The 12,917-nt window shown below is 56.3% G+C and carries 8 protein-coding genes and 1 pseudogene; 2 read left to right on the top strand and 7 right to left on the bottom strand.

Annotation, left to right across the window (positions count from 1 at the left end; translation table 11 throughout):
- Positions 1-90: 90 nt before the first annotated feature.
- A complete protein-coding gene (locus KVT34_RS01885) occupies positions 91-780 on the bottom strand; it encodes a response regulator transcription factor (protein WP_217556385.1) in 690 nt (229 codons plus the stop codon).
- Positions 758-2,269, bottom strand: a complete 1,512-nt coding sequence (locus tag KVT34_RS01880) for a sensor histidine kinase (RefSeq protein WP_217556384.1) — start codon at positions 2,267-2,269, stop codon at positions 758-760. The genes KVT34_RS01885 and KVT34_RS01880 overlap by 23 nt, the downstream gene beginning before the upstream one ends.
- A 282-nt stretch (positions 2,270-2,551) precedes the next feature.
- Here KVT34_RS01880 and KVT34_RS01875 point away from each other — a divergent pair, with 282 nt between their 5' ends.
- Positions 2,552-4,447, top strand: coding sequence for an MHYT domain-containing protein (locus tag KVT34_RS01875; protein WP_217556383.1), 1,896 nt, complete (start codon positions 2,552-2,554; stop codon positions 4,445-4,447).
- 80 nt (positions 4,448-4,527) lie between these two features.
- On the opposite strand, the gene KVT34_RS01870 is transcribed toward KVT34_RS01875, so the two are convergent.
- Together KVT34_RS01870 and KVT34_RS01865 are read right to left on the bottom strand one after the other, a co-directional pair.
- Positions 4,528-5,256 (bottom strand): L,D-transpeptidase family protein, encoded by a 729-nt coding sequence (locus KVT34_RS01870; protein ID WP_217556381.1) that lies wholly within the window; start codon positions 5,254-5,256, stop codon positions 4,528-4,530.
- Between the two features lie 20 nt (positions 5,257-5,276).
- Positions 5,277-6,461, bottom strand: a complete 1,185-nt coding sequence (locus tag KVT34_RS01865; protein WP_217556380.1) for a hypothetical protein — start codon at positions 6,459-6,461, stop codon at positions 5,277-5,279.
- 302 nt (positions 6,462-6,763) lie between these two features.
- On the opposite strand from KVT34_RS01865, the pseudogene KVT34_RS32315 reads away from it, so the two are divergent.
- Positions 6,764-6,925: pseudogene (locus KVT34_RS32315) on the top strand (manganese catalase family protein); the annotation flags it as partial.
- A gap of 136 nt (positions 6,926-7,061) precedes the next feature.
- On the opposite strand, the gene KVT34_RS01855 reads toward KVT34_RS32315, so the two are convergent.
- The 3 genes from KVT34_RS01855 to KVT34_RS01845 all read right to left on the bottom strand — a co-directional run bounded on the left by KVT34_RS01855 (position 7,062) and on the right by KVT34_RS01845 (position 12,808).
- A complete protein-coding gene (locus KVT34_RS01855) occupies positions 7,062-9,620 on the bottom strand; it encodes a glycoside hydrolase family 95 protein (RefSeq protein ID WP_217556379.1) in 2,559 nt (852 codons plus the stop codon).
- A 243-nt stretch (positions 9,621-9,863) separates the two neighbouring features.
- Positions 9,864-11,792: a cache domain-containing sensor histidine kinase gene (locus KVT34_RS01850; protein ID WP_217556378.1), complete on the bottom strand. Its 1,929-nt coding sequence runs from the start codon at positions 11,790-11,792 to the stop codon at positions 9,864-9,866.
- Positions 11,789-12,808, bottom strand: a complete 1,020-nt coding sequence (locus KVT34_RS01845; protein ID WP_217556377.1) for a response regulator transcription factor — start codon at positions 12,806-12,808, stop codon at positions 11,789-11,791. Before KVT34_RS01845 ends, KVT34_RS01850 begins: the two co-directional genes overlap by 4 nt.
- Positions 12,809-12,917: the final 109 nt, after the last annotated feature.

Raw genomic sequence — 12,917 nt, 5'->3', positions numbered from 1 at the left:
AATAAGTTCTTGATTTCATCCTACAGAACGAAACTAAACGGCCCGGAAACAAATTCGAAACTTTTTCTAAACAGCGAACATCTCTCCCCGTCAGCCCGAAAACCGGTAGCCGACTCCCCAAATCGTCTCGATATATTCCGGCGCGGAAGGATCGGTCTCGATTTTCTCGCGGATACGCCGCACATGAACGGTTACCGTCGCAATGTCCCCCATTGAATCCATTCCCCATATTTTTTCGAAAATTTCCTCCTTGCGGAAAACCCGGTTGGGGTGACGGGCAAGAAATAACAGGAGATCGAACTCCCTCGCGGGAAGCGGCACTTCTTTCCCCCGGATATAAACCCGGCGCGATTCCGGTTCAATGGCCAGTTCACGGATACGAATTTCTCCCGGCGCCGTTTCCTTCAGCCCGACCAGCCTTTCATAACGCGTTAAGTGCGCCTTCACGCGCGCAACCAGCTCGCCCGGACTGAACGGCTTGGTCATGTAATCGTCGGCGCCCATGCCGAGCCCGCGGATTTTATCGAACTCGTCTTTACGGGCGGATACGATGAGAATGGGAACTTCCATGGCCATGCGGATTTGACGGCATACCTCGAAACCGTCTTTTCCGGGAAGCATCAGATCCAGGACGATCAGATCAAAGCCTTCCGTGAGCGCCTTGTGCAGCCCGTCGTCTCCCCGGGTCGAAATCTCGACCTGAAACCCGTGCAAATTCAAGTAATCCCTATGCAATTGGGCGATCGTCGCCTCGTCTTCAATGATCAGAATTTTTTTCATCGGTATGATTTCCTTTCAGCAGCGGGAGCCGGATTACAATCCGCGTGCCTGTCTGCGGATGTTGCGTAGACGCGTTTTCCGAGGCATTCTCCGCGTAGATGCTTCCCCCGTGGTTGTCGACAATCTGTTGGGCGATGGCGAGCCCCAGTCCCTGGCCGCCCGACTCCCGGTTGCGGGACGTCTCGGCCCGGTAAAACCGGTCGAATACATGAGGCAGCGCCGCGGGATCGATCCCGGGACCGGTGTCGGTTATTTCAAGCACAGCCGCTCCCCCGTCCCGCCGGAGATCGAAAGCGATCGTTTTTTGCGGCCCCTCCATAAACTTAAGGCTGTTTCCGACTACGTTGTTCACGACCCTTTTCATGTGCATAGGATCTATCCGGACATACAAAGGCCCCGTTGAGTGTCCGTCGGTTTCCAGTCCGACGCCCTCTTTTTCCAGCTCGAAACGCAGTTCATACACCACGTCCGCGACAAAACGCGTCAGGTCCACTTCCTGCAGGGCAAACGGAACTTTATTGAGATCCAGCCGGGAATAAAGGAACAGCTCCTCAATGAGGTGATCCATTTCCTCCGCTTTGCTGTAAATGATATCCACATAACTTTCGAGCTTGTCGGGCGTATCCGCCACCCCGTCCCGGATTCCTTCCACATAGCCGCGTATGGCGGACAAGGGCGTTTTCAAATCGTGCGAGATGTTGGCGATAAGCTCCTTGCGATTGTTTTCGTACTGCTTCTGCAGCTCCTCGGATTCCTGAAGCTTCCCCCTCATCTCCTCGAAAGCCGCGGAAACCTGCCCGATCTCGTCTTCGCCCGGCTCGATCCGGAACCGCAAGTCTCCCCGCTGGATACGAGCCGCCGAAGCGCGCAGGCGGTTGAGCGGCCGGATCATCCGCCTGGTGAGGAACAGGTAGATGTAGATGTTCGAGCCGACGAGCAGCAGAAACAGCACCGACACGAACAGAGGCAGCAGCTTGCTCATCAGAACGGCGAACGGGCTGACCTCCCGGAACACGAACAGCCTTCCCTGTTCGCCGTCCGCAAACCGGAAGTCGTATTTGGCATAGCCGAAAAAGTTTTTCCCCGTCTGCAAAGTGCTTCTCATGTGCACGTTTTCCGCTTCGTACGGAGGCAGGACGGCTGCGGGTTGGTTTTCCGCCAGCGCCGGTGAAATAAACGCGCTGCCGGACCCTTTACGGATCAGGAGGGAGGCCTTTGCGACTTTTAGCTGAAAATCGTATTCTTTGTAGGTGTCCGGTACAAGCAGTTCCTCGGGCTTCGTTTTGGCAAGATGCTTAAGATCGAGAAATAGCGTCTCCTGTTCGGTCGTAAGCGGCTTCAACCGGAGATGGACGTTATAAAAAGAAGAAATGCCCCTCACATCACCCGTTACTGCTGTCGTTACGATAAAAGCGGCGGCCGTAAAAAGCAGCACCGTGGCGACAAGCAGCAAAGTGAAGGAAGCAAGCAGACGGGCACGGATGGACATGATTGTTTTTGCCTCCAGATGATTTAAATCGTGAAGATTTCCTACAGTCTACCAGGGAATTTGACGGGGATCAAAATAAATTTTCCGCTTTGGGAGATCAATCTTTTTCTTAATAAAATTAAGAGAATTTTGATGAAAACGTTTTATTTTCTCGTAAAATTTCTAATTTTATGCATTTTTATGTAGTAATTAGTCGAAAAATAAGCGATTTCAGGTAGACTTCCCACCCTTGCATCCTTTACTATGGGAAGTACAGGAATATTAGTTATAGGAGATATGATAATGCAACATGAAGCTGGGAATTATGATGCGCTGCTGGTCATTCTCTCGATTCTGATGTCCATGACGACCTCCTGTACCGCGCTGGACATGGCAGACCGCCTGCTGCGCGGCGACCGCTCTTTCCGTAAAATGCTGCTGACCGCTGTCGTAACGGGGCTGGGCGTCTGGTCCATGCACTTCTTGGGCATGCTGGCCTTGAAGTTCCCTTTCGAAGTCCATTATCATCTGCCTTTGCTCGCCGTCTCTTTAATGCTGCCCATTCTCGCGGTTTTCTTGTCGCTGCTAATCCTGGCCCCGGACCGGAAGCTTGGAAAACGATTTTTCACAGCCGTCGGCCTGCTGGCGGGGCTCGCCTTCGTTTCCATGCATTTCTCCGGCATGCTTGCCATGAAAATACCGGCCGTGTATCACCAGACGCCCGGCAGTCTGATCGTATCGATCGCGCTGGCCCTGCTCGCCTCGTACCTTATGCTCGCACTGGCGATCCACGCACGCGGACTGCCTGCTTACAACCTGCTTTCGCCTTGGAAAACCGGAGGCAGCCTGCTGGTCGGGGGCCTCATTGCCGGTATGCATTACACGGCGATGGCGGGGGCTTCTTTTACGCCGTCCGACCGCGAGCTTTCTCTTACTAGCAGCTCGATTATAGGCAACACGCTGCTGACGGTTCTTGTCGGTTGTACGACCTTCTGCGTGCTTTTCTGGGTTGTGCTCGTCCTGTACCGCGACCGGCAGAACGTGCTTACCGCCTTACGGTTCAACGAGCAGAGATATACCGCTCTGTTCGAGCATAGTCCCGATCTTGTCATCTGCATGGATCCCGTCAAAAAAATGATCGTCAGCGCGAACCCGTCCGTGTATGCCAACACGGGCTACACGCAAGCGGAGCTTATGCTCCTCTCCCTGCACGATCTTCTTTATTCCCGGGAAGAAAAATTGAAAGTCATGACTGCCCTCGCGGAGGCGGCCCGAGGAAAGCCTTCGAAAATCGAAGTGTCCATCCGCACGAAGCAGGGAGCGCGAAAATATCACCGCACCTCGGTTTTTCCGCTCGAACACAACCGGCAACTGCTCGTCTATTTCGTATCCAAAGATATCACCGACAGGATCGTGGTCGAACAAGAACTGCGGAAAGCCAAGGATTTAGCTGAAAGCGCTGTCAAAACGAAAAGCGAGTTCCTCGACACGATGAGCCACGAGATTCGGACGCCGCTGACCGGCATTATCGGAATCAACCAACTCCTGTCGGAGTCTGCGGAGTCCCCGGACGATCAGGAACTGCTGGCGCTTCAGGCCAAAAGCTCGCAAGCTCTCCTAAGGGTCATCAACGACATTCTGGAGCTGTCCAAAATGGAAGCCGGACGCATTTCGCTTCACCAGGAGCCGTTTCAGCTTCGCGAGCTTATCCGGGAATGCTTTGATTTCTTTGCGATTATTATCCGCAACAAAGAGCTCGCCATGGACACGTCCATAGACCCCGCCGTGCCGGAAACTCTCGTCGGCGATTACGGCCGTGTCCGCCAGATTCTCGTCAACCTGATCGGCAACGCCGTTAAATTTACGGATCAAGGCCTTATCTCTCTTGAAGTCCGGCTCTCGGAACGCGGCGATGAGGGATGCCTCCTCGAATTCGCCGTCACCGATACCGGTATCGGTATCGACTGCAGCAAGCTGGACCGGCTGTTCCAGCCTTTCACCCAGTTGGACGGGGCGTCGAACCGTAAATATGAGGGAACGGGCCTGGGGCTCGCCATCTGCCGCAAGCTCGTTACGCTCATGCAGGGCCGGATTTGGGCCGTTCCCGGCCGGAGTGTGGGGACGGAATTCCGGTTTACGATCCGGCTGCGGGAGCTCCGCCATTTTATGGACGAAGGAGACGGCCAGGAAGTCGGGTGATTCCTAATCCATGATTCCCTTCCCACCCGCACGAGAAGAAACTAAACCTCCAATCCCGACGGGTTTGGAGGTTTCTTTTTTTATTCCATCAGACCGAGCTTCTCATAGACGCTTTTGGACACGACGCCATCCGCTCTCAGCCCGTTGTCCCGCTGGAATTTCCGAATAGCTTCGGCCGTCGAAGCCAGAAACTTCCCGTTGCAGACACCGCTGTAATAGCCTGCGCTTTTCAGCCGGTTCTGAATGAGCTGGACATCCGCCCCGATATCTCCCTGGGCCAGCTTTCTCGGTTCATGGCCGGGATCGCCCAGAACGTGCCCCGCAATCGTCACCTTGGTGCCGATAGGAATGAGGTCGTAAAGCTCCTCCACGTCGCGATTTCTCATTCTGATGCAGCCATGGCTCAAATGCTGGCCGATGGAATGAGGCTTGTTCGTTCCATGGATGCCGTACGCTCCCCACGGAACATTCAGGCCCAGCCAGCGCGGTCCGAAAGAAGGTCCCCAGTTCTTGCCTTTATAAATCACCTGATACTCGCCGACAGGCGTAGGCGTTTCCAAGTTTCCGACCGCGACCGGGTAGGTTTTATAATGTTTCTTGTCTTTGAATACGACAAGCTTGTGCCGCAGAGGGTATACCTCGATCGAGAAAGGCCCCCGGTCCGCAACGATGGGAATCGCGGGTTCCGTCACGTCTGCCGGTAACGTTACACGTTCTGCCGCGGCATTTCCCGGCAGCAGAACATTCAGCAGGCATACAGCGGTCAGCGCGACTCCCTTTATCTTCAAAAGCGTTTGTCCTTTGTTCATGTTGATCCCCGCGCCCGCATTTATTTTTTTTGCCGACTGTTCCTTCCGTCTTCGGTACGCCTACCCGGACGGTCGGGCTCCGGATATTCGAACTGTGTCAGCTCCCATGGATCGTACAAAGAAGCCCGGGTGAAAACGAAACGGCAAATCGCTTTGCGCGGACGTTTCCCCTCTTCTTCGAAGGCAAGTTCAACCGGAAGTTCAAAAACATACTCCTCTTCCGCTTTACGTGCTTCTTCCGGCTTCCATTCCGTCAATCTGCGTACGGATACGAAAGACCGGCTGTCTTTCTTCAGCTCTTCCAACCGATCCCGGTTATGCGGGTGGCCGAGAAGCTCCAGCATCGCGTCATCGTGCTGGTCCAAAGCCGTGATAACCAGATCGGCCAGCTCCTGGGGCGAAGCCTTCCCGACGAAGCTGCCCGCCATACCTGCGGCTCTGTGAGCCATAAACTGGTGAGCGGTGTCCTTGGACCGGGATTTATGGGTCGTGCTGCCCGCAAAATGGATGCAGGAATGCCCGCTGAACCCGTTCTCCGGGATGCCGTCTCCCCCATGGGGCATTCCGTTCATGGAAGCGGCATAACTGTGCCCGTCGTAACGGACGAGAACGGCCCTGCGGTTCCAGCTCCATTTGCCCCCGTAGATCGACTTCATAACCGCCGTATCCTTCTTCGTAAGCGGCTGAACGTCCGCATGCTGCCGTCCCGCTCTGCGTTGAACCCGGAACGCAAGTCCCGTTTCCAGATCGAGTACCTCGAATTTGGCCTGACGGGGGACGGCTTTCTGCGCGTCGTTCCAGGAAATGAGCTCTCCGTAATGCTTGCGGCGAAGAAGCGCGATTTGTTTCACAAGTTCCCCTCTAAGCGACTCGCCCGGCCGGATCACTTCGTGCCCCGATGAATCGTAGAGCTCTCCCATGGCGCTGACCGGGTAGATGCGTTCTCCTCCTGTTTCCCTCACCTTCATCAACGTATCCGTATACGGGAAGGATTCCGCCTTTCTACGTAAGCTTTGGCCGAAAAGTTTACGTACGCTCAGCGTAACCCCGGTTTCGCTCCGGTAAGCCGCATCCGGCGACGTCTGTACGGAAAGTACAACGTTCCCGGCATCCCCGGCCGCCGAAAATCCATAAGCCGATTCGGGACGAAGCAAGATTCCCCCGGCGGCCAGCAGTAAGAAAAAGCTTCGTATCCACGTAATCATTTCGTTTTTCACCTCGCTTCGCTTCTTTCTGTTTTACCTCTCCGTTGAGCATGGTCTTTCCTTCCCGGATAGTTTTCTCCAAAGCTCCGAAATCATGTGAAGCGATGTGCAAATTGTTGGTCCGTCTGCCGGAACATCCAAAGAAATGTGTCGGATTCCGGAAACCGCCGTAGATTTATTGCCCGAGCAAAATCCGTTTTTATGTTTTAGCTCGGACCGAACGGGTAATGAACAGTCGGGAACCGACTACAAGTTCATTTTATTTTCTTCAGGCATCTGAAATCGAAGGAGGAAGTTAACCTATGTTCCGTCATCAGAAAGAATTGCAGTTCGAGGTAAAAGTAGACCGGCCGGACCCTATGCTGGCCCGCCAAGTGCAGGAAGTATTGGGTGGACAATTCGGCGAAATGACTGTCATGATGCAATATCTCTTCCAAAAAGGACAAGTACCTGCACCGAAGAAGGTTCCCGCCTCCGAGCTGCATCACGACCTGGACGAATGGGAAAGCTTGAAACAAGCGGTTAAAAAATAAGAAAAAGGCTCTTCTCCCTGGGAGAAGAGCCTTTTTATCGTCTAATTCTCGGCTGCATCTTCCGCGTTCAAAGCCGGATCTCCACAACCGTATGAGCTTCATGTTCGACGTCCGTCACATAAAGTCCGCAAGACTCGGAAAACCGGCTTTTACCCGCTGCTTTCTTGCCGTCATGGTAAACGGTAAACGGCAACTTGTACCCGATACGCAAGGTCCCGGCCACAGAAGTGGCAACACGTCCTGCGGTCAACAGGCCTCGTTCCCACTTCAAATCCGCCTCATACCCCCCTCGGGCGCGCAGCCCTTTGACGCGGCCGCTCGGCCAGGCCGATGGCAGTGCGGGCAGCAGATCCAGCATCCCTTCCTGGGACTGGAGCAGCATTTCGGCTGCCGCGGACGTCCCTCCCAGGTTCCCGTCGATCTGAAACGGCGGATGCTCCGTAAACAAGTTCGGATCGGCCGCATGGCGAAGCAGAGCTGTCAGGTGGCGATGAGCTTCATCCCCATCCCTCAGCCTTGCCCAGTAGTGCGCGATCCACACGCGGCTCCAGCCGGTATGGCCGCTGCCACACGCCAGCCGCCGCTCCAGCGATACCCTGGCCGCTTCGGCTAAGGCCGGCGTCCGAACCGGGGAAATAAGCTCGCCCGGAAACAAGCCGAACAGGTGCGAGATATGCCGGTGGCCCGGGTCCGCCTCCTCTTCGTCGCCAAGCCACTCGAGCAGTTGCCCGTGGCTGCCCGTCGCAGGCTGCGGCAGACGGGACTCCGCCGCCGACAGCCGCTCCAGCCACTCGGCTTCGCCCGGCGGGACGGCGTCTTCGCGGGCGGCGGCATGTCCGCCGCAGCGGGCTTTGTCGCCGGTGACTCTGGCCTCCGCGGAGACGGTCGGGCCGTCAGCGCCGCCTGAAGGGGGCGGCTCCGGCTGAGCGGCGCCCGGCGCTTCGCGTTCGCCGGCGTAAGGCGCCAGACCCGCCGGTGGCCCATCGAAGGCTGCCGCGCCGTCGACGCCGCCGTCCAGGCAGCCCGGTTCCGACCGCTCCGCGCCCCTCGCATCCAGCTCACGCGCCAGCACGCCCGCCGCTTCGCGGACGGCCCCGAAAAGCGTGCGCACAAGCTGGATGTCCATGGCGGGAGCCATGCACAGATAGCCGATTTTGCCGCCGGGAAGCACATATTTGTTCTCCGGCGATACGGAAGGGCCCGTGAGCAGTCCGCCCTCGCCGTCCTCCGTCATATAATCGAGCAGGAACTGCGCGGCTTCCTTCATGACGGGATACGCCCGATGGGCAAGAAAGCGCCGTTCCCCGCCGAACCGGTAATGCTCCCACAAATGAAGCGCGAGCCACACCCCGCCCATCGGCCAGACAGCCGCCCTCGGAAGCATCCCGTTGATGCCGCTTTCCGCCCACAAGTTCGAATTGTGATGCACCACGAACCCCCTGCACCCGTAAAGCTTCCGGGCGGTCTCCCTTCCGTTTGCGACGAGCCTGTCGACAAAGTCGAACAAGGGTTCATGACATTCCTTCAGATTGCATACTTCCGCAGGCCAATAGTTCATCTGCAGGTTAATGTTCAGCGTGTAATTGCACTCCCACGGAGGCTGGTAATCGTTGTTCCAGATTCCCTGCAGGTTCGCCGGCAGCGAACCCGGCCGTGAACTGGCCAGGAGCAGATAGCGTCCGTATTGAAAAAACAGCGCAAGAAGCTCCGGGTCTTCCCCGCCTTCGCGGATGCGATCAAGCCGCGCGTCCGTGGGAAGAAGCCGGATATCCGCGTCCGGCGTACCGAGCTCCAGGCTCATTCGCGCAAACAGGGGCATATAGTCGGCCCCGTGCTCCGCTTTGACCGCTTCGTAGCCCTTTCGCCGGGCCTCCTCGACCTGCCGCCGGCAAACGGCCGCGGGATTCCCGTGGCGGAAGCTCGTCTGCGCGGCGACATAGATCGTCGCTTCGGCGGCTCCCGCCACATGGACGAAGTCGCCGATCGTGCGGACCGCGCCGCCTTCGGCGCTCACGCTCGCAAGCGCGGCATAGCGGACGCCGTCCGGGCCGCAGCGCCCCTGCATGAGCACCGCATCCGGGCCGTCGGGCGCCGCTCCTTCGTCGAAGGGACGCCGCCCCAGATGAAACCGGAAGTTCAGTCCTTCCGGGTGATCGGTTGTGAGGCGGCAGGCCAACACCCCCGCCGAGGCGCTTGCGAACAGCTCCCTGGTGCAGCCTGCGTCTCGCCACGCATACTCGACGCGGCACAGGCCCGACGCCAGGTCCAGCTCCCGGCGGTAAGTCCCCGCATCCGGTTCATGCTCCGCGAACCAGATGCGTAGATCCCCCAGCGGCTGAAACGGGCCGGCATATTTCGGAATCGGAGTCAGCCCCATGTGCGCCAGCTCCTGCGCCTCGGTCACGCGGCCCTCCATGAGCAGCCTTCTCACTTCCGGAAGAGCGGCGGCGGCCTCCGGATTCGTACGGTCTTTGGCCCCCCCGTACCACAAGCTTTCCTCGTTAAGCGAGATCACTTCTTCCTCCACGCGGCCGTAAATCATGGCGCCCAGCCTTCCGTTCCCCACGGGCAGCGCTTCGGTCCACGCTTGGGCGGGCCTAGTATACCAGAGTTTGTTAGCGGTCATGGCCTGCCTCCTCTACAGGTTCCCCGGGCCGTAACCGAATTACGAGACGCCCGCCTGTTTTGTAATTTAACTGTTTGTGTGACGCTCACCTATTTGTTTCACGTGGTGTCACGCAATGTTCATGTTTCGTACTTCATGTTTCGTACTTCATGTTTCGTACTTTATGTTTCATTTGCCATTCTTTATCTGCAGCTCTTCATGTTCCGCCTGCATCTTTCGTTCTACACGCTCCGATTCTACCTTTTACTCCGTTCTTCCGGTCCCTTCTTTGTCCCAAGGTTCGGGGCGCCCGGTGCTTCGGAACTCCGCCAATTCGCCACGGCCTTCTTCAGGACCTCCGTTGGCAGGCTTTGAAACCGGCATGATCATCGTCATCTTCGTCCCGATGCCCGGTTCGCTTTCGACACGAAGGCCGAATTCCGCTCCGAATACGAGCTGTATCCGCCGGTGCACGTTCAGCACACCGATCCCGCCCCGTCCGCTTTCTTCCATTCCTGCCGCAGCGGAAGCATCCGTCAACTGCTGTGTTTTCAGCTTGGACTGAAGGTTCTCCAGCGTCTCCCGGGTCATCCCGGTCCCGTTGTCCTCCACCGAGATCCAAAACCTCCCGCTTTCTTCTCCGGCATCAATCCGGATCCAGTGATGATCTTCCAGACCATCGGGAAAAGCATGCTGGAACACATTCTCGATCAGCGGCTGCAGGGTAAGCCGCACCATTTTCTTAAGCAGAAACTGGGGCGGAACCGCAACGTCCAGCTCGAATTCCCGTTCGTGCCGGTGCTTCAAAATAATCATGTAGTTCAGTACATGATTCAGCTCGTTGGCGACGGTAATTTCCTCCAGGTTCGTCTGAACCGAATAGCGCAGCATATAGGCCATGGATTTGACGATTTCCGAAATTTCCTCGGAATCCTGCACGACGGCATAACACACGATCGTTTCCAGCGTGTTGTAAAGGAAATGAGGATTGATTTGCAGCTGAAGCGCCTGAAATTCGGCCTGCTGGCGTTCAAGCTGGGTTTTCTGCTGCTTGAGTTCACCTTCGTAGACCTGCTCCACGAGCTCCGACAAGCGCCCTACCATCAGGTTATAGCGCTGCATAAGCTCCGTGATCTCGTCCCGCCGGTTCGGCAGCGGCACCGTGGACCACTTGCCCTGCTCGGTCTGCCGCATGCCCTGGATGAGCACAAGAATCGGCCGGGTGATCGAGCGGCCGAACCGGTACGCGAGCGCGACCGCGATAGCCAGTGTAAACAAGCCGATGAGAATCGTCGTCGTGCGGATGGCCGTCACCGGCTTTTTCAGCTCGCTCAGGGGCATCGAAACGACGAGATTCCAGCCGGAGTAAGATGACTTGCGGCTCATGTAAAGCCGCTCCTCCCCGCCCGGCCCTTTATGCTCAAAGGATACGGTCTCCCCGGAATGGATAATCCGGGGCAGCAGCTCCGGCAGCGTCTTCGGGCCGATTCCGTCCTTCGTAGGCTGATAAATCATCTCGCCTTTGTCGTTGACGATGAAGAAGTAGCCGCCTTCGCCCAAATCGATCCCTTTCCAAAGCATGGAAAGATCGTTCGAACGGATTTCGACGGCCAGAATTCCTTTGTATTCCGCCGACTGCAGCCCTTTGATCTGCCGGGACAGCCGGATTACGTTCCCGTTCATGGCCGGAACAATGCTGTCCGTCGTAATGCTCAGCGTTCCGTCCGGTTCCGTGACGCTCTTCAGCCGCTCCAGTTGGCCCAGCGTCTGTTCCCGGGGGTAAGTTCCCTCGGCCTGATCGTTGCTGTAGCCGTAGATGCCGTTGCCCGCAAAGCTTATGGCGTACATGGACACAATCTCCGGGTTACGGATAAAGATCGGCTGCAGCGCCGTTTCCCGGATCGTGCTCCAGAACTTGTAATAGTCGTAGGGCTCGGGAACCGGAGGAAGATCGACGAATTTTTTGATGTCCCGGTTCGTCAGCAGCGAAATCGTCAGCCGGTCGTAGCTTTTCACATATACATCCGTATGATGGAGCGCATTGGTTAAAATCTGGTTCATATGAAGCCGGTTTTGCTTATCCAGCTCATCGGACGCCTTTTTATACGTAAAGATCCCGACAGAGGTCAAGGTGATCAAGATTATCGAGAGCAAGTAGAGAAAAATTTTGCGCGAAAGGTTCCATTTAATCATTTAATCCCCAACTGCTGCCGGTATTCCGAAGGGGAATAGCCGGTCGTTTTCTTGAACATTTTCGTAAAATGCGGATAGTCTTCGTACCCGACTTTGGCGGCCACATCGACGATGCGGATATGGGGGATCGCCAGAAGCTGCTGCGCCTTCTCCATGCGTTTCTTGATGCGGTATTTCACAAACGTTTCATTGGTCATTTTCTTGAACATGGAGCTGAAATAGGTCGGAGTAAAGCCGGCCATCTCGGCCACCTCGTCGAGCGTTATTTCCTCCGCCAGATGCGTGTCTATATACGTCTTCACTTCGTCGAGCAGGTTTTTGTACGTGCCGCTGCGCTGTTGAAGCAGCTTCTCCATGATGTCCCCCAGCCGGGTCTGCATTTCCTCGAAGAGCTGATCCTTGGATACGCACCGCTTGTCTTCCCATTCGTTCTTGACCGGAAGGCCCCTGGCTTGAAGCCTCTTCAGAAGCAGCCCCATGCATTCCTTGATGAGCTGCCGGAGCTGGAGCAAGTTCATTCCGCTGGTCAGACAGTTCTGCTTCCACTCCCCGATGAGCGTTCGCAGCCTGTCCTCTTCAAGATTCCAGACCAGTTGTTCCATCTGTTCGATCACGTCCACGCAATCCGATAACGCCACGAACCCTTTGACCCGGTTTTTCATAAAATCGGCCAGAACCTCATGAAGATCCGGCGCTGTCACCGGCTTCAGCAAATAATGCTTCACCCCGTAGAACAAGCATTTCTGGGCGTAGGAGAAATCGCCGAAACCCGAAATCACGATACACGGAATGTGACTGTATTGCTCGTGAATGATCCGGCACAGCTCCAGCCCGTCCATCTTCGGCATCCGGATATCGGTAAACACCAGATCGATTTCGTGCTCCCGGATGATTTCGAGTGCGGCCGCGCCGTTAGCGGCGGTATGAATGCCCGCGAATTCGAACGGATAAAGCTCCGCCATTTTTACGAGGCCTTTGCGAATAATCGGCTCATCGTCGACGATTAACAAATGCATGGTAACAGCTCCCCGTCCCGAAGTATGTGTTTTTGCAAAAAAAGGGGGCCTCCCCGATAACGTCTGCAAGGGAGGCGAACCTTTTGGGTAGCCGGAATTAAAACGCTTT

It is taken from the genome of Paenibacillus sp. GbtcB18 (genome assembly GCF_019091125.1).
Lineage (GTDB): Bacteria > Bacillota > Bacilli > Paenibacillales > NBRC-103111 > Paenibacillus_F > Paenibacillus_F chitinolyticus.
Note: the sequence above shows the minus strand (reverse complement) of the source record. Positions and strands in the feature narration are given on the sequence as shown.